The organism is Methylobacterium jeotgali, from assembly GCF_022179345.1.
Taxonomy (GTDB): domain Bacteria; phylum Pseudomonadota; class Alphaproteobacteria; order Rhizobiales; family Beijerinckiaceae; genus Methylobacterium; species Methylobacterium jeotgali.
The window spans coordinates 49,908-67,028 of sequence record NZ_BPQR01000013.1; the positions used below are offsets into that span (position 1 = coordinate 49,908).

At 72.1% G+C, this 17,121-nt stretch carries 17 protein-coding genes; 6 read left to right on the plus strand and 11 right to left on the minus strand.

What is annotated here, in order from left to right; all coding sequences use genetic code 11:
- Positions 1-13: 13 nt before the first annotated feature.
- Together fabB and fabA are read right to left on the minus strand one after the other, a co-directional pair.
- Positions 14-1,240, minus strand: coding sequence for a beta-ketoacyl-ACP synthase I (fabB, locus tag MFF04_RS04480; protein WP_238274267.1), 1,227 nt, complete (start codon positions 1,238-1,240; stop codon positions 14-16).
- 109 nt (positions 1,241-1,349) lie between these two features.
- The gene (gene fabA / locus MFF04_RS04485; RefSeq protein WP_238274268.1) at positions 1,350-1,883 is read right to left on the minus strand and encodes a 3-hydroxyacyl-[acyl-carrier-protein] dehydratase FabA; all 534 of its coding nucleotides are present in this window, start codon (positions 1,881-1,883) and stop codon (positions 1,350-1,352) included.
- 190 nt (positions 1,884-2,073) lie between these two features.
- On the opposite strand from fabA, the gene MFF04_RS04490 reads away from it, so the two are divergent.
- Complete coding sequence (locus MFF04_RS04490) at positions 2,074-2,772, plus strand: YoaK family protein (RefSeq protein WP_238274269.1); 699 nt, start codon at positions 2,074-2,076, stop codon at positions 2,770-2,772.
- Between the two features lie 63 nt (positions 2,773-2,835).
- Here the strand turns inward: MFF04_RS04490 and MFF04_RS04495 are convergent, their stop codons facing one another.
- Complete coding sequence (locus MFF04_RS04495) at positions 2,836-3,195, minus strand: hypothetical protein (RefSeq protein WP_238274270.1); 360 nt, start codon at positions 3,193-3,195, stop codon at positions 2,836-2,838.
- Positions 3,196-3,512: 317 nt separating this feature from the next.
- On the opposite strand from MFF04_RS04495, the gene irr reads away from it, so the two are divergent.
- Positions 3,513-4,025, plus strand: coding sequence for a Fur family transcriptional regulator Irr (irr, locus tag MFF04_RS04500; RefSeq protein ID WP_238274271.1), 513 nt, complete (start codon positions 3,513-3,515; stop codon positions 4,023-4,025).
- Positions 4,026-4,079: 54 nt separating this feature from the next.
- On the opposite strand, the gene MFF04_RS04505 is transcribed toward irr, so the two are convergent.
- Positions 4,080-4,631 (minus strand): SH3 domain-containing protein, encoded by a 552-nt coding sequence (locus tag MFF04_RS04505; RefSeq protein WP_238274272.1) that lies wholly within the window; start codon positions 4,629-4,631, stop codon positions 4,080-4,082.
- A gap of 198 nt (positions 4,632-4,829) precedes the next feature.
- Between MFF04_RS04505 and MFF04_RS04510 the strand changes: the two genes are divergently transcribed.
- Both MFF04_RS04510 and MFF04_RS04515 read left to right on the plus strand, forming a co-directional pair.
- Positions 4,830-5,831, plus strand: a complete 1,002-nt coding sequence (locus MFF04_RS04510; RefSeq protein WP_238274273.1) for a 2-hydroxyacid dehydrogenase — start codon at positions 4,830-4,832, stop codon at positions 5,829-5,831.
- Positions 5,832-5,845: 14 nt separating this feature from the next.
- A complete protein-coding gene (locus tag MFF04_RS04515; protein ID WP_238274274.1) occupies positions 5,846-6,277 on the plus strand; it encodes a cupin domain-containing protein in 432 nt (143 codons plus the stop codon).
- Between the two features lie 65 nt (positions 6,278-6,342).
- Here MFF04_RS04515 and MFF04_RS04520 read toward each other — a convergent pair whose 3' ends face one another.
- The 3 genes from MFF04_RS04520 to MFF04_RS04530 form a co-directional block, all read right to left on the minus strand.
- Complete coding sequence (locus tag MFF04_RS04520; RefSeq protein WP_238274275.1) at positions 6,343-6,987, minus strand: cyclic nucleotide-binding domain-containing protein; 645 nt, start codon at positions 6,985-6,987, stop codon at positions 6,343-6,345.
- 62 nt (positions 6,988-7,049) lie between these two features.
- Complete coding sequence (locus MFF04_RS04525) at positions 7,050-8,381, minus strand: flavin monoamine oxidase family protein (RefSeq protein WP_238274276.1); 1,332 nt, start codon at positions 8,379-8,381, stop codon at positions 7,050-7,052.
- A 14-nt stretch (positions 8,382-8,395) separates the two neighbouring features.
- Positions 8,396-9,313 carry a Kelch repeat-containing protein gene (locus MFF04_RS04530; RefSeq protein WP_238274277.1) on the minus strand — a complete coding sequence of 306 codons (918 nt, stop codon included), beginning with the start codon at positions 9,311-9,313 and terminating at the stop codon, positions 8,396-8,398.
- 129 nt (positions 9,314-9,442) lie between these two features.
- On the opposite strand from MFF04_RS04530, the gene MFF04_RS04535 reads away from it, so the two are divergent.
- Positions 9,443-10,162, plus strand: coding sequence for a sulfate transporter family protein (locus tag MFF04_RS04535; protein ID WP_238274278.1), 720 nt, complete (start codon positions 9,443-9,445; stop codon positions 10,160-10,162).
- Here the strand turns inward: MFF04_RS04535 and MFF04_RS04540 are convergent.
- The 4 genes from MFF04_RS04540 to MFF04_RS04555 all read right to left on the minus strand — a co-directional run bounded on the left by MFF04_RS04540 (position 10,159) and on the right by MFF04_RS04555 (position 15,273).
- Positions 10,159-11,316 (minus strand): complex I NDUFA9 subunit family protein, encoded by a 1,158-nt coding sequence (locus MFF04_RS04540; protein WP_238274279.1) that lies wholly within the window; start codon positions 11,314-11,316, stop codon positions 10,159-10,161. The two genes, MFF04_RS04535 and MFF04_RS04540, sit on opposite strands and share 4 nt — an antisense overlap.
- A gap of 72 nt (positions 11,317-11,388) precedes the next feature.
- Entirely contained in the window at positions 11,389-13,029 is a 1,641-nt protein-coding gene (locus tag MFF04_RS04545; RefSeq protein WP_238274283.1) for an ABC transporter permease, read from the minus strand.
- A gap of 46 nt (positions 13,030-13,075) precedes the next feature.
- On the minus strand, positions 13,076-14,092 hold the full coding sequence (locus MFF04_RS04550) for an extracellular solute-binding protein (RefSeq protein WP_238274280.1): 1,017 nt from the start codon (positions 14,090-14,092) through the stop codon (positions 13,076-13,078).
- A gap of 116 nt (positions 14,093-14,208) precedes the next feature.
- Positions 14,209-15,273, minus strand: coding sequence for an ABC transporter ATP-binding protein (locus tag MFF04_RS04555; protein ID WP_238274281.1), 1,065 nt, complete (start codon positions 15,271-15,273; stop codon positions 14,209-14,211).
- A 165-nt stretch (positions 15,274-15,438) separates the two neighbouring features.
- Between MFF04_RS04555 and MFF04_RS04560 the strand changes: the two genes are divergently transcribed.
- On the plus strand, positions 15,439-17,121 hold a 1,683-nt coding region (locus MFF04_RS04560), incomplete at its 3' end, for a TonB-dependent receptor (RefSeq protein WP_373319953.1).

Sequence of the window (17,121 nt, forward strand, 5' to 3'; positions counted from 1 at the left end):
ACGGCGATCGCTCTCAGGCGTCGACGTGCTTGAGCACCAGGGTCGCGTTGGTGCCGCCGAAGCCGAACGAGTTCGAGAGCACGTGGCCGAGCCTGGCCCCGTCGCGGCGCTCGCGCAGGATCGGCATGTCGGCGAAGGCCGGATCGATCTCGTCGATATGCGCGCTCTCGCAGATGAAGCCGTTGTTCATCATCAGGAGCGCGTAGATCGCCTCCTGCACGCCGGTGGCGCCGAGCGAATGGCCGGTGAGCGACTTCGTCGCCGCGATCGGTGGGCAATCCTCGCCGCGGCCGAAGACCTCGCGGATCGCCTCGATCTCCTTCTCGTCGCCGACCGGCGTCGAGGTGGCGTGCGGGTTGATGTAGTCGATGCGCGCGCCCTTCAGGCCACTGAGCGCCTGGCGCATGCAGCGCACGGCACCTTCGCCGGACGGCGCGACCATGTCGTGCCCGTCGGAGGTGGCACCGTAGCCCGCGACCTCGCCGTAGATGCGCGCGCCGCGCGCCTTCGCGTGCTCCAGCTCCTCCAGCACCAGCACCCCGGCGCCCCCGGCGATGACGAAGCCGTCGCGGTTGGCGTCGTAGGCGCGGGACGCCCGGGCCGGCGTGTCGTTGTAGCGGGAGGACATGGCGCCCATCGCGTCGAACAGCACCGAGAGCGTCCAGTCGAGGTCCTCGCAGCCGCCGGCGAAGATGACGTCCTGGCGCCCGGCCTGGATGATCTCGGCGGCGTTGCCGATGCAGTGGTTCGACGTCGCGCAGGCCGAGGAGATCGAATAGTTCACGCCCTTGATCTTGAACCAGGTGGCGAGCGTCGCCGAGGCGGTCGAGGACATCGCCTTGGGCACCGCGAAGGGGCCGACGCGCTTCGGGCCCTTCTCGACGGCGATGGCCGCGGAATCGACGATGGTGCGGGTCGAGGGACCGCCGGAGCCCATGATGATGCCGGTGCGGTCGTTCGAGACGTCGCCCTCGTCGAGCCCCGCGTCCCGGATCGCCTGATCCATGGCGACGTGGTTCCAGGCGGTGCCGCCGCCGTGGAAGCGCATGGCGCGGCGGTCGACGACGCTCTCGGGATCGAGGCCGGGCCGGCCCTCGACCTGGCTGCGGAAGCCGTGCTCGGCATAGGAAGGCGACCGGTCGATGCCGGACTTCGCCTCGCGCAGGGAGGCCAGCACCTCCTGAGTGTTGTTGCCGATGGACGAGACGATGCCCATCCCGGTGATCACGACACGCCGCATGAGGCTCACGTCTTTCCGCTGCAGGCGGCGCTCCCCGGCGTCGCCCGATCCCTCGGGCGTCACGTAAGGCGGCAGGCCGGCAATCTCAACAGGTCCCGGCCGTGGGGCTTCAGGACTGGAACAGCGCCACGCGCAGGTCCTGCGCCTCGTAGATGCGCTTGCCGTCGGCCTCGACGGTGCCGTCAGCGATGCCGAGCACGAGCTTGCCCTGCCGCACCCGCTTGAGGTCGATCGTGTAGGTCACGAGGCCGACGCTCGGCAGGACCTGGTCGGTGAACTTCACCTCGCCGACCCCAAGGGCGCGGCCCCGGCCCGGCGCGCCGAGCCAGCCGAGATGGAAGCCGACGAGCTGCCAGAGGGCGTCGAGGCCGAGGCAGCCCGGCATCACCGGGTCGCCCTTGAAGTGGCAGCCGAAGAACCAGAGGTCCGGCCGGATGTCGAACTCGGCGCGCACATGGCCCTTGCCGTGGGCGCCCCCGTCCGTGCCGATCGAGGTGATGCGGTCGAACATCAGCATCGGCGGCAGCGGAAGCTGAGCGTTGCCGGCCCCGAACAGCTCGCCGCGTCCGCAGGCGAGCAGCTCCTCGTAGGAGTAGCTGGAAGCCCGCGCGGGGGCCGCCGTCTGATCGGTGTCCGATGCCATGAAAGCGGGTCGTTCCTCGTGTCTCGAAATCGTTGGCGGTGCCCGTCCGTCCCGTCCATCATCGGACAGACGCATGATCGCCGCGCGCCTCGTTACCACAGGGGGCAAACGCCTTCAAAGGCGTGGCTGCCCTTCCCCGCACGGCGTGCTAGCACCTCCGAGCTTGGCGGGAGCGGAGAGCTTAAGGGGCATGGCCGGAAAGACCGAGGCGCCGGGGCGCGGCGACAGTGCGCGCGACCTCGCGACAGCGACCGGCCTCAGCTTCGCCGCCGGGTACGTCGACACTGCGGCCTTCATCGCCCTCTATGGATTGTTCACGGCGCATGTGACCGGCAACTTCGTGCTGATCGGCGCCGAGCTCGTCACGACCTCGACGGGCGTTCTGGCCAAGCTCCTGGCGCTTCCCGTCTTCCTCCTGGCGGTGGCCCTCTCCCGCGTGATCGCCCTGGGGTTCGAGGCGCGGGGCCGGGGCTCGCTGCGCTGGCTGCTCGGCCTCGAAGGGCTGCTGCTGGCCGGCTTCGGCATCATCGGAACCCTGCGGGCGCCCTTCGCCTCCGCCGACGCGCCCGACGCGATCCTCGTCGGCATGCTGGGCGTCGCCGCGATGGGCATCCAGAACGCGCTCGCGCGACTGTCACTGGCCCATCTCGCGCAGACGACGGTGATGACCGGCAACGTCACCCAGGCGGTGATCGACGCCGTCGATCTCGCCCGCGGAGCGGTACCGCCGGGCTCGCCCGCACGGGGCCGGATGCGGCGGATGCTGCCGGCGGTGGTGGCCTTCGCGATCGGCGCCATCGCCGGCGCCTTCGGCGTCGCCGGCCTCGGATTCGCCTGCGCGGCGATCCCCGTGGCGGTGCTCGTCGCGCTCGCGGCGCTGGCCCGCTGAGCTGGCCTCAGGGCGTCCCAGAGGCCGGACCGCGTCGGCATGGAGCGCAGCATAAGCCGTGTCTCAGCTCGGATCGGACGCGCTCCGCTGATCCGGTCTCTCGGCACCGGTCACTCGCGCTTCCGCGAGGTCGAGCAGACGCTCGCCGTCCGGTCCGGGATTGTGGACGAAGGCGATCACCCTGGGCATGTTCGCTCGGGCACCCTTTATCCAGCGCAGACGAACGTCGTTGCCGTGAACCGTCTCGCCGACCGGTCCGGCCGACGCGCGGGGTGCCAGAGCCTCGATCGACGCTGCCGTCTCGGTCGGGCGCCGTATCGGGGCCGCGATCGCGACGAGCACCGCCTCCCCTTCCGGAACAATCGCGGCCAGCCGGCTCCGCAGCGCCCCGACGACCCGCAGGGCGACCTTGTCGAACCGCAAGCGCAGGCGGGACCGGGCGGCCTCCTCGGCGAGATCTCGCTCGACATCGGATGCGCTCACGGGTGTCATCGACGGACAACGGGCTCGGCCTTGCCAGGCTCCCGGTCGCCAGCCAGGACAATCCGCCTGGCCATGGTCTCGATGTTTCGAGGCCAGGCGGCAATGTCCGACGCTGCGGCTCGCGTCAGCTCCCGGTCGAGAACACCGGACTTGGACTCGCGTCACCGCCGCCGGCCGGCATCGGTTGCGGTGCGGCGGGGGGTCCCGTATACTCTTGGCTAAGTTTTGTACGTTTCTAAAGAGCGTTAGCCAGAGCGATGTCCGACCTGATGCCCCTGAAGGCGATGCTGAACGCGCGCGTTCCCTCGCTTCCCGCCGACGCCCTGACGGCGACGGGCCGGCGCGGCTGTCCGCTCTCGGATCTCCGCGACCGCTTGCGCCGCGCGGGCCTGCGCCCGACGCGCCAGCGCCTGTCGCTGGGCTGGCTCCTCTTCGGCCGGGGCGACCGCCACCTGACGGCGGAGATGCTCTACGACGAGGCGATGCGAGCCAAGGTGCCGGTCTCGCTCGCCACCGTCTACAACACGCTCCACCAGTTCACCGAGGCGGGCCTCCTGCGCCAGCTCGCGCTCGACGGGTCGAAGGCCTATTTCGATACCAACCCCAGCGAGCACCACCACTTCTTCCTCGAGGACGAGGGCGAGGTGATGGACATGCCCGACTGCGGCATCACCGTCGACGCGCTCCCCGAGGCCCCCGAGGGCATGGAGATCGCGGGCGTCGAGGTGATCGTGCGTCTGCGCCGCCGGGGCAGCAACCGCAAGCTCTGACGCGACGCCGTCGACCTGAGAGTTCGAGAGGCCCGGGCATCCCCCGGGCCTTTCTCATTCCACCCGCTCGTTCGGGTAGACGCCCCAGAGCCGGTCCTGGCGGATGTAGCCGTCCACGTCCCCGCGCTTGCCGGGAATCGCGACGATAAGGCGGCACCAGGAGCCGCTGCAGGTCTTCACGCTGCCGATGACGCCGGGCTGGAGACGGGCCTCGTCGCCGGCCGCATCGTCGGCCTTGGAGCGCAGCGAGATCGAGGCGTTGGCGTCGCCCCCCTTCGGCGCCGTGACGATGGCCGTGCGCCTCCCCGAGAGCAGCGAGTGCAGCACCCAGCCCTCGGTGCCCTCCGAGTCGCGGATGCGGCGCCAGGTCTCGAACTCGGCCACGATCTCGACGGGCAGGCCTGCCCGCTGGAACACCCACAGGGTGCGGTGATCCTTGGAGGGCCCCTCCCGGAGGTTGACCCGGTCGGTCTTGAGGCTCGCGTAGCGCGGCAGCGGAAGCTTCGTGACGGGGCCGAGCGCCGGCTCCGGCGCGGCCAAGGCGCCATCCGCGAGCCCCAGCGCGAGCGCGGCGAGAAGGACGGCGCGGAAAGGTCTCGATGGCATCACTCGCCTCCGGTCCGGCATCGGCGTCGATCCGTCGGGATGCGGCCACGGGCGGCGCATTGTCTTCCATCCTCGCTCTGCTAGAGAGGCCGGATGGCCACGGCCGACCCTGGGACGACGCATCGTCGTGTCTGGTCCAGAGTGGTTAACGGAGCCTGAAGCCGGCTCGTCGCGCAAGGCGCGGGCGTGGGAGGAAGCATGTCGGTCAAGCGCAAGCCCCTCGTGGTCGTCACGCGGCGCCTGCCGGACGCCGTCGAGACGCGCATGCGCGAACTCTTCGACACGCGCCTCAACCAGGACGACACGCCCCTCTCGAAGGAGGCCATGGCCGCCGCGCTCCGCGAGGCGGACGTGCTCGTCCCCACCGTCACCGACGAGATCGATTCGGGCCTCATCGCCCAGGCCGGCGAGAACCTGCGGCTCATCGCCAACTTCGGCAACGGCGTCGACCACATCGACGTCGCCGCGGCGCTGGAGCGGGGCATCACCGTCACCAACACGCCGGGCGTCCTCACCGAGGACACCGCCGACATGACCATGGCGCTGATCCTCGCCGTCGCCCGCCGGCTGGCGGAGGGCGCGCGCATCATCCCCGACGACGACTGGGACACCGGCTGGTCGCCGACCTGGATGCTCGGCCGGCGCATCACCGGCAAGCGCCTCGGCATCGTCGGCATGGGCCGCATCGGGCAGGCGCTGGCGCGGCGCGCCAAGGCGTTCGGCCTCCAGATCCACTACCACAACCGCCGCCGGGTCCCGGCGCCGATCGAGACCGGCCTCGACGCGACCTACTGGGAATCCCTCGACCAGATGCTGGCGCGGGTCGACATCGTCTCGGTGAACTGCCCGCATACGCCGGCGACCTACCATCTGCTCTCCGCCCGCCGCCTCAAGCTCCTGAAGCCCGAGGCGATCGTCGTGAACACCGCCCGCGGCGAGGTGATCGACGAGAACGCGCTCGCCCGGCTCATCGAGGCCGGCGACATCTCAGCGGCCGGCCTCGACGTGTTCGAGCAGGAGCCGGCGGTAAGCCCCCGCCTCGTGCGGCTCGCCCGCAACGGCAAGGTCGTGCTCCTTCCCCACATGGGCTCGGCGACCCACGAGAGCCGCACCGACATGGGCGAGAAGGTCATCATCAACATCAAGACCTTCATGGACGGGCACCGGCCGCCGGACCGCATCCTGCCGAGCATGCTCTGACCGGGGAGGGGCGGATGAGCGCCGAGACGAAGCCCGCCGCGCCCCTCGCCCACGCGGTGTTCGACGTCGGCGCCGCCGTCGCCGCCCTGCCGGAGCGTTCGTCGACGATGGTCGCCGACCACCGCTTCACCGAGGACGACACCGCGAGCGCGCGGGTGTTCCGCGTCTACGCGCCGACGCCGCCCCACAGCCACGCCTCCTGCGACGAGTATCTCTACGTGCTCTCCGGCCGCTGCCGGATGCGCTTTGCCGACGAGCCGGCGGTCGAGGTCGGCCCCGGCAAGCTCGTGGTCTTCAAGCGCGACGTCGTGCACTCCGTGCAGGAGATCCTGGAGGAGCCGCTGGTGTTCCTGTCGGTGGACACGCCGCGCCGCGTGCCCCGCGACATCCGCTTCGTCAGCGAGGGCACGGGCACGCCCGACACCTTCATGCGCCAGCGGGACTGAGCACGATGCGGAAAGGTGGAATCCGGTTCTCCGAAACCGTCGTGCGCCACCGGTAGGATGGGGCTTCAGATCGCGTCGGCCGTAGGCTTCAGGGCCGTGCCGCCGTTCAGCCCGGCGCTCTGGAAGAGCCGCTCGCTGGTGAGCTTGAGGAAGGAGAACCCGAACTCCGGGTTCTGGTAGTAGAGCTGCTTCACGTCCGAGTAGGCGATCGAGAGGGCGGTGCCCGACTCGACGCAGACCAGGGAGCCGGTGCGCAGGTTGCCCGGCGAGAGCAGGCCGAGCTCTCCGACCACCGCGCCTGTGCCGACCTCGATGTCCGGCTCGACCACCCGGTAGCGGCCGCTCTTCACGTAGAACATCTCCGAGGCCTCGTCGCCCTTCCGGAAGACGACCTCGCCCGCCTTGAATCGGCGCTCGGTGCCGAAGGGTTCCAGCCAGTCGAGGGAGAGGTCGCCGTCCGCCGCCTTCTCCGTCTGCCGCACGAGGCGCAGCATCTGCCAGAGGCGGAAGGCGTTGAAGGGGATCTGGATCATCTCGGTGAGCACCACCGGCACGCTGCCGATCATGCCGCCGTAGATGATGACCACGACGCTGGCGCAGAGCGAAACGATCCGCAGCGGGATCATCGTGCTCATGGCCGACGAGGTGATGGTCAGCGCCGTGCCGAGATAGCCGACGGCTTCGATCCAGTTCGCGGCGATCCAGTCCATGCGCCCCTCCCGAGAGCCTTCGCGATGGCGGATCGCGGCGGCGCAGGCAAGGTCGCCGGTCCTCAGGCGGCCGGTTTCTCAGGGGCTGTGCCGTTTCGAACCTGTGCGGCGATCTCGGCGGCCGCCCGTTCGCCCTCCGCCCAGGCACCGCCGACGGTGCCCCACTGCTCCCGCGACAGGGCCTCGCCCGCGAACCAGACCCGCCTGCCCACGGGATCGCGCAGGGCCCGCCGCGCCGCTGCGTGGCCTGGCGGCACCACCGCCCAGGAACCCCGCGACCAGGGATCGCGCCGCCACTCGCTGACCGCAGGGATCGCGAGATCGCGCAGCCGGGCCCGGCCGACATGCTCGGCGAGGACCTCCCGCACGAGGCGGCGCACCCCGTCCTCGCCAACCGATGCGGCGCAGGCGGAATCGAGCTCGAAATAGTGGAACGGCGTGCCGTCGATGCGCGCGAGCAGCCCCGGCGGCGCGTGGCGGGTGCCGACGAGGCTGACGAGACGGTCAGCGCCTCGGAACGGGCTCGACGGCCAGTGCAGCACCGCGTGCTCGTAGATCCCGCTGATGAAGCCGTCGAACGCCCCGCGGGTCGCCGGGGGCAAGGCCGGCGAGAAGCGGAGGGCCTCCCGCAGCACCATGACAGGCAGCGTGACGAGGCAGGCGCGGGCCGCGATCGTGCCGCCGTCGCGCAGCGCCACGCGCACGCCGCCACCGGACCAGTCGACCGAGGACGCCGCCGCGCCGAGCCGCACCGGCAGGCCCACGGCAAGCCGGGCGAGATAGGCACCGTAGCCGCCGGCGACGAAGAAGTTGTCGCCGTACTCGAGGCTCGGGAAATCGTGGAGCGAGACCTCCTCCAGCGGCCGTCCCGAGACGAGGCCGTGGACGAGCGCCACCCGCGCCCGCCAGGGGCCGAGGCCCACGGGCAGCGCGGTGCTCGCCGGGCGATCCGGCCCGCCTTCCGCCGCGCCTCGCGTCATCGCGCGGTCGGCGCGGTCGAAGGCGCGGGCGGAGGCTTCCGCCTCGGCGGCGCGGGCCGGCCGCCGCCCGATCCGGACATGGCTCTCCTGCGGGGCGCGGCGCAGGGGCTCGCCCCGCTCATGGCCCAGGCGGACGAGGGGATTGATGCCTCCGGCATGGAGCCAGTGGGCGCCGAGGTCGATCGCGTGCCCGCGCAGGAGCGTCGTCACCGCGCGTCCGCCGACCCGGTCGCGGGCCTCCAGCACGGCGACGCTCAGGCCCTCCCCGATCAGCCGCCGGGCGGCGGCGATGCCGGCGGCGCCGGCCCCGATCACCACCACGTCGGGGTTGGGCGGCAGAGGCGCCAGCCGGGGAGAGCCGGCGGGGCGGAAGCGCGCGTGCGCCGGCCGCGGGACGGATGCGTCCTCGCTCATGCGGGGTCGATGCCTCAGGGCTTCAGGATCTCGACGCGGCCGGAGCGGTCGCCGCCGGGCTTGGGGCTGCCGACGAGGGTGAAGAGGTGCCCGTCGCGCACGGCGGCGCCGAAGCCGTGGCGCGGCGTCGGCAGGTCGGGCAGCTTTCGCCACGCGTTGCGGACGGGGTCGAACGCCTCGACGGCGCCGTAGGTCTGGCTCCGCGATTCGCCGCCCAGCACCACCATCTCGCCGTCGATCACCGCCGAGGCGGTGCCGCTGCGGGCGGTCGGCATGTCCGGCGCCTTGATCCACGCATCGGCGCCCGGATCGTAGACCTCCGTCACCGCGAGGTTGCGGTTCGATTCGCCGTCGATGCGCCCGCCCGCGGCGACGAGCTTGCCCGCGACGGCCTGCACCGAGAGGTGGTCGCGGGGCGTCGGGAGGGCGGCGGCCTCGCTCCAGCGATCCTTCTCGGGGTCGTAGACGAGGTGCCCGGTGCTGTTGCCGCGCCCGGAATGGCTGCCGCCGACGATGTGGATGCGCCCCTCGAGGAGCGCGGCGCCGCCGGCCGCCCGCTCGCCGGGCATCGCGGATCGGCGGCTCCAGCGGTCGGTCCCCGGATCGTAGGCGTGGACGTCGGCGGTCGCCGTCCAGCCGTCGCGGTAGCCGCCGAAGACGTAGACGAGGCCGCCGGTCGCGACCGTCATCGGGTGATGGACATGGTAGGGAAAGGCCGCGCCCTCGCGCCAGCTGTCGGCGGCGAGATCGTAGATCAGGAGCTCCGTCGCGCCGTTGTAGTCGCCGACGACGTAGGCCTTGCCGCCGGTCTCCGCGACGCCGACCTCGGAGCGCGGCGCCGGGGCCTCGCGCCCCCTCGACCATTCGGCGGCGGGAGCGGGCAGGGCGAACGTCAGGCTCAGGGCAATTGCGAGACGCGCGGAACGGAGCATGGGCGGTCCTCCGATATCTGTCTCGGGGAACGCACGGACCGCGGCAAGGTGGCCGCGCCCCATCGTCCCGCATCTTGCGCCGCGCCCTCGCGCTCACCACAACCGTGACGCTCGAAGGGACCCGCATCCATGCTCATCCAGGCGGCCGTCGCGGCCCTGCGCCAAGTGTTCTCGCCGGCGCTCCGCGCGATCCTGTGGAAGTCCCTCGCCCTGACGCTCGCCCTGCTGGCGACGGTCTGGTTCGGGCTGACCCGGCTGATCCAGTGGTTCCAGGCGAGCCACCACATCTCCGCCGACTACCCGATCCTCGACACGCTCGCCTATTTCCTGGCGGGCTTCGGACTTCTCGTGGCGCTGGTCTACATCCTGCCGGCGGTCTCGATCCTCGTCGCCGGGTTCTTCCTCGACGACGCCGCCGAGATCGTGGAGCGGACGGACTTCCCGAACGATCCGCCCGGACAGCCGATGGCGCTCGGCACCAGCCTGCTCTACGCGGTCCGCTTCGCGGGGCTGACGCTGCTCGTGAACCTCTGCGCGCTGCTGATCTTCTTCGTGCCGATCGTCGGCATCGCGGCCTTCTTCGGCGCCAACGCCTACCTGCTGAGCCGCGAGTACTTCGAGATGGCGGCCGCCCGTTTCCGGCCGCTCGACGAGGCCGCCTCCCTCCGCCGGAGCAATGCGGCGACGACGCTCGCCGCCGGCTGCCTGCTCGCCGGCATGATGGTGGTGCCGATCCTGAACCTGCTGACGCCGCTCTTCGGCATCGCCCTCATGGTCCATGTCCACAAGGGCATCGCCCGCCGGGGGCAGCTGCCGGCGCCCGACGCTCGGGCGCTGAGGGGACCCTAACCGCCGCGGGTGCCCCAGCGGGCGCCCATCTGGCTCGGCCGCGAGGTGTCGGGGCCGATGGCGGGACCGCTGGCGCGGGACGGACGGTGCTGCGAGCCCGGCCCCTCCGGCGTCGGGGCGATGCTGTCGGGGATCTCCTCCTCGCTCTCCGTGCCCCGGCCGGTGGCGAACTGGCCGGCCTTGCGGAAGCGCCAAAGGTAGCTCGGCACCACGGCCTCGGCGGCGGTCGGCTGGATGCCGAAGGTCTCGAAGGTACGTCCCTCGGCCTTGGCGGCCTCCGACACGACGTTATCGCTCTGGAGCATCGCGACCTGGTCGCGGGTCAGCTTCAGCTCGTCCGGCAGCAGGCCGAAGGTCGCGAGGTCGACGATCTCCATCACCCGCGCCTGCAGACGGGCGGCGGGCTCCGGCAGGGCGACGATCGTGCGGCGGCGCTGCGCGGTGTCGAGGGCGTAGCGGACGAAATGCTCGAAGGTCGCGACCTCGGGGCCGCCGAGCTCGTAGACCGTGCCGGGCTTGGCCGCGCCGTCGACGGCGAGCGCCACGGCCTCGGCCACGTCGCCGACGAAGACCGGCTGCATCCGGCTCTCGGCGCCGGCAATCGGCAGCACCGGCAGGGCGCGCGACAGGCTGGCGAACCGGTTGAAGAAGCCGTCGCCCGGGCCGAACATCAGGGAGGGCCGCAGGATCACCGCGTCGGGCGCGGCGGCGAGCAGGTTCGCCTCGCCCTCCGCCTTGGTCCGGGCGTAGGCCGCGGGCGAGGCCGCGTCGGCGCCGATCGCCGAGACGTGGACCACGCGCGCACCGACCGCCGCCGCCTCGCGGGCGATCAGGCCGGGGCCGGCCGCCTGGAGGCGGGAGAAGCTCTGGGCGCCGGTCTCCTGGAGGATGCCGACGAGGTTGATCACGGCATCCGCCCCTTTCACCGCGGCGGCGACAGAGGCCGGAAAGCGCAGGTTCGCCTGCACGGCGACGATCTGGCCAACCTTGCCAAGCGGCTGGAGGAACAGGGCCAGATCCGGGCGGCGCACGGCGACCCGGATGCGGTAGCCGCGGTTGGCGAGCGCCCGCACCACCTGCCGGCCGAGGAAGCCGGAGCCTCCGAAGACCGTCACGAGCTGGGATTCAGGGCGCGTCGCGGGCAGGGAAGCCATGGAAGTTCGAGCCTGTGAGCCGCCCCGGCGGTGCGCGACGGGGCCTTGATCGCTGCGCTGTTTAGACGAATTTCAGGCGGAGGGGAGCCGGGAACGCATACGAAATGCGGGGTCGAGCCGCATCAGCATCGCAACCGGCACCAGGCCGACGAGAACGATGAGGAGCGCCGCCGCCGCGCCGTCCTCGTAGGTGCCTCGCGCGGCCTCCCCGTAGAGATGCGTCGCCAGCGTCTCGACGTTGAGGGGGCGCAGGAGGAGCGTCGCAGGAAGCTCTTTGGCGCAGTCCACGAAGACGAGCACCGCCCCGCTGGCCAGCGCCGGCCAGAGCTGCGGCAGCTGCACACGCATCAGCGCGCCGAAGGCGCCGCGCCCGAGGGTGCGCCCGGCGTCCCCCAGGCTGCGGGGCAGGCGCGCCAGCCCCGCCTCGCAGGCGCCGGTCGAGACCCCGAGGAAGCGGATGACGTAGGCCAGCACCAGGGCGGTGCCGGTGCCGAGCCCGACGAGGGCGGGCGTCGTGCCGAAGAGCGCGCGCGTCAGGGAGGAGAGCCCGAAATCGGCGAGCGCCAGTGGCGTCAGCAGCCCGATGGCGAGCACCGCGCCGGGCAGCGCGTAGCCGAGGCCGGCGAGCCGGACGAGCAGGCCGCCCCATCGGCGCCCGACGAGGGCCGGGCTCGCGGCGGCGAAGAGGCCGAGCACCACGGCCGCGAGCGTCGCCGCTCCGGCGTAGAGGAGCGTTCCGAGCGCTTCGGAGGCCAGCCGCTCCGGCAGGCCGAAGCGGGCGATGCGCGTGCCGGCCTCGCGGGCGAGGTAGGCCGCCGGCACCAGGAAGCCCAGGGCGACGGGCAGGAGCCCGAGGCCGAGGGCGATGACGCCGGCCGTGCCCCGTAGCCGGCGGCGCTCCAGCGGGCGCGGACGCTGCGCGGCCGTGGCGTAGCCGCGCCCACCCCGGCCCCAGCGCTCGACGCCGATGAGGACGAGCACCACGGCGAGGCTCGCCAGCGCGATCTGCGCGGCACCGGGCAGGTCGGTGCGGTTCACCCAGGTCGCGTAGACCTGCACCGTCAGGGTGCGCACGCCGAGGAACTCGGCCGCGCCGATGTCGTTCAGCGCCTCCATGAGCGCCAGCCCGAGACCCAAGGCGATCGCCGGCCGGGCGAGCGGCAGCGCCACGCTGCGAAACACCCGGCCGGGACCCGCGCCGAGGCTGCGGGCGGCCTCCAGCAGGGTCGCCGCCTGCATCCGGAACAGCGCCCGCGTCGGCAGGTAGACATAGGGGTAGAGGACGAGCCCGAGCAGCAGCACGCAGGCCGGCAGGGAGCGGATGTCCGGCAGGCGCAGGTCGCCGGGACCGGACAGCCCGAGCAGGGCCCGAAGCCCCGACTGCACCGGCCCGAGCGGGTGCATGAGATCGAGATAGGCGAAGGCGACGATGTAGGTCGGCACGGCGAGCGGCAGCAGCAGCGCCACGTCGAGCAGCCGCCGCCCCGGAAACGCGTAGGCCGAGACGAGCCAGGCGCAGCCGGTGCCGACCACCCCGGCCACGATCGCGACGCCGGCCAGCAGCAGCACCGTCTGCGTCAGCGCATCCGGCAGCACGTGCTCGAGAAGGTGCGGCCACAGCGCGCCGTCGCCGCCGAGCGCGGCGAGCGCCAGCGAGACGACCGGGCTGAGGACGAGCCCGGCCAGCCCCAGCGCCCCGAGACGCCAGAGGATCGGCCCGGCCCGGTCCGCGAGCCGGGACCGCGCCGGGAGCGCGATCTCAGTGATCGAAGCCGACCTTGTCCACGAGCAGGCTCGCCGCCTTGCGGTTGCGGGCGATCTCGGTGAGCGGCACCGTGTCGATGGTGAGCGTACCGAGGCTCGTCAGCAGCGGATCGACGGGCGCTCCGGCCTTCACGGGGTACTCGTAGTCGGTCTTGGCGTAGATCCCTTGGGCCTCGTCGGAGACGAGATACTCGAGGAGCTTCACGGCCTCCTCGCGGTTCGGGGCGTTCTTCGAGACCGCCGCGCCCGAGACGTTCACGTGGGTGCCGCCGCCCTCGAAGGTCGGCAGCACGACCTTGATGCCCTCGCCCCATTTCTGCTGGTCCGGACCGCCGCGGCCGGAGCGCATCAGCCCGACATAGTAGGAGTTGCCGAGCCCGATCTCGCACGTCTCCGCGACGATGTCGCGGGCCACGTCCCGGTCGCCGCCGGCGGGCTTGCGGGCGAGGTTCGCCTTGAGGCCGCGCAGCCAGGCCTCGGTCTTCTCCGGCCCGTGCTTGACGAGATGGTGGGCGATCAGCGCCGTGTTGTAGGGGTGCTGGCCCGAGCGCAGGCAGAGCTTGCCCTTCCATTTCGGGTCGGCGAGGTCCTCGTAGCGGATGCTCTTGAGGTCGGCGAAATCCTTGGCGTCGGCGTAGAGCACGCGGGCGCGGGTGGAGAGAGCGAACCAGCGGCCCTCGGCATCGCGGAGCGCGGCCGGCACGGCGGAATCGAGGGTCGCCGACTTCACCGGCTGCGCAAGGCCGCGGTCGACGATGTCGACGAGGTTGCCGATGTCGACGGTCATGAGCACGTCGGCCTTGGCCCGCTCGCCCTCGGCGGCGACGCGCTCGGCGAGGCCCTTCTCCACGAAGACCGTGTTGACGGTGACGCCGGTCTTGGCGGTGAAGGCGTCGAGGAGCGGCCGGATCAGGCCCGGCTCGCGGGTGGTGTAGAGGTTGACCTCGGCGGCCGAGGCCATCGTGCCCAGCGACAGCATCCACGCGACAGCGAACGAAACCCGAGCCGACATCCCATCCTCCCTGATCCGGGGCCAGGAAAGGCCGGAACGCGCGACGAAAAGCAAGCGCTAAGGCATTGTTTTATAACGGTTATAATCTGCGGTAGGATGTCGTTTCAGGGAGCCTTTTAATCCGCCTCCCTGAGAAAGACGAAGGCTTGCGCACCGTCCCAGTCCAGGCGGACGGCATCTCCCGCCTCCGGTCCCTCACCCGCCGGACAGGAGAGACAGACCGGCTCCGCCAGGCCGTCGACCGTGACGAGCAGCATCGCCCGCGCGCCGAGGAAGGCGCGGCGCAGGACACGACCCCGGGCGGCCCCCGCGTCGTGAAAGCGGATGGCCTCGGGCCGAAAGCAGGCGACGGCGGGAGATCCGTTGGGCAAATCCGTCGGGACGCGTCCGAACGGCGTCTCGACAGCCCCTCCCTGGCAGCGGCCGGCGCACTCGATCAACTCGCCGAGGAAGCGCGCGACGAATCGCGTCGCCGGACGCCGGTAGAGGGCCTCGCCGGTGCCCACCTGCTCGACGCGGCCGTCGCGCAGGAGCACCACCCGGTCGCAGACCGCCAGCGCCTCCTCCGGATCGTGGGTCACGAGAAGCGCCGTGGTGTCGGCCGCGCGCAGAAGCGCCAGGGTCTCGGCCCGCACCCGCTCGCGGCCCCGCCGGTCGAGGTTCGAGAAGGGCTCGTCGAGGAGAAGCACCCGCGGCCCCGGCGCCAGGGCGCGGGCCAGCGCCGCCCGCTGCGCCTCGCCCCCCGAGAGCGTTCCCGGATAGCTTCCGGCCCGGTGCCCGAGGCCGACATCCGCGAGGCGGGCGGAAACGATCGCCTCGGCCTCGCGCCGGGGCCGCCCGGCGAGGCCGAAGCGGACGTTCTCGGCGAGCGTCAGGTGCGGGAACAGCGCGTAGTCCTGGAACATCATGCCGATGCCCCGCCGCTCCGGCGGTAGGTCGGGCGGGAGCGGGCGGCCGTCGAGATGCATCGCGCCGGCATCGGGCCGCTCCAGCCCGGCGACGATGCGCAGGAGGGTACTCTTCCCGCAGCCGGAATCGCCGAGCAGCCCGACCACCTCGCCCGGGGTGACATCGAACGAGACGTCGGCGAGCGCCGTCACACCGCCGAAGCGGCGGCCGATGCCCCGCAGGCTCAGGCGGGCCGGGGGCGTCGGAGCGCGGTGGCGATCGGCATCGGGCATCGCCCGCGCTCATAGCCCATGCACGTGGGCCGGCAACGGCTTGACCGCACGATAAGCCCGACCGTATCTGTATAGCATAAGCTATAACTCGCCGCCTGGGCTGACATGTCGCGACACTCCTACAACGCCTTTCGCATCGTGATCCTCGGCGCGGCGGCGCTGGGAATGGAGCCGGCCTCCGCCCAGGAAGTCGCCCTGGACGAGCTCTCGGTCGTCGGGACCGCGCCGGTGCGCGAGCGCGGCCTGGGAAGCCCGCCGCCGCGGCTGCCGAACGGGGTGCTCCCGGTCGTCGCCGACACGTTCTCCTCGGTGACGGTGGTCTCCAGCGCCGAGCTGCAGCGGGCGCAGCCGACCTCGCTCGGCGATGCGCTGTTCGACCGTCCCGGCCTCTCGGCCTCGACCTTCGCGCCGGGCTCGGCCTCGCGGCCGATCATCCGTGGCCTCGACAACAGCCGGGTGCGCATCCAGGAGAACGGCACCGGCGTGCAGGACGTGTCGGACCTCGGCGAGGACCACGCGGTCCCGATCAATCCGCTCGTCAACGACCGCATCGAGGTGATCCGCGGGCCGGCGGCGCTACGCTACGGCAGCCAGGCCATCGGCGGCGTGGTCTCGGCGCAGAACAACCGCGTGCCGACCTTCATCCCGCCGGGCGGCATCGCGGGCCAGGTGACGGGCGGCTATTCCGCCGTCGACAACGGGCGCAACGCGGCGGCCAGCGTCGATGCCGGTGGCGATTCGGTCGCGATCCATGCCGACGCCTTCCGCAGCGTGGCCGACAGCTACCGGACGCCGCTCGGCATCCAGGCGAACTCGGCCTCCGAGTCGCAGGGCGGATCGGTCGGCGCGTCCTACATCCTCGAGCGCGGCTTCGTCGGGCTGTCCTTCAGCCACTACGACGCGCTCTACCAGATCCCCGGCATCGCCGCCTCGCAGCGGCGCACCCGCCTCGATCCGACGCAGGACAAGCTCCAGGCGCGAGGGGAGTACCGGCCCCTCGACGGCCCCGTCGCCGCGATGCGCTTCTGGCTCGGCGGGTCGGTCTACAAGCACAACGAGATCGGCATCGGCGGCAACGGCGTCGACGGCATCCAGGCGAGCTTCAAGAACCGCGAGGCGGAGGGGCGGATCGAGCTCGACCACGTGCCCGTCGCCACTCCTTTCGGGGCTCTGACCGGGACCCTCGGCGTGCAGTCGGACCGCCGCGTGCTGTCGATCCTCGGCGCCGAGGGCGGCCTGCTGCGGCCGACCGATTCGCGGGCGAGCGCCGCCTACCTGTTCGAGGAGCTGGTCCTCGGAGGCGGCCTGCGGGTGCAGGCGGCCGGGCGCATCGAGGGCGCGCGGGTGACGGGGACGGAGGCGGTGTTCCCGGCCGACTACCTTCCCCGCTTCCCCGGCGACGAGCCGACCGAGTTCGGACGCCGCCGCCGCTTCGCTCCGAAGAGCGCCAGTATCGGCGCGTTGCAGGAGCTGCCCTTCGGCCTCGTCGGCAGCCTGAACGCCGCCTATGTCGAGCGGGCGCCTGCCGCGACGGAGCTGTTCTCCCGCGGCGCCCACGACGCGCCGGCCACCTTCGAGATCGGCGACCCGGACCTGAAGATCGAGCGGGCCCGCACCGTCGAGATCGGCCTGCGCCGCGCCGAGGGCCCGCTGCGCCTCGACGCGACGGGCTATGTCACCCGCTACACCGGCTTCATCTATAAGCGCCTGACCGGCTTCACCTGCGGCGACACCTTCGACACCTGCGGCGTGAACGGCGGCCCCTTCCGGCAGGTGGCCTACTCGCAGGCGGACGCGACCTTCCACGGAGCGGAGGTCGAGCTGGGCTGCGACCTCCGCTCCGTGGAA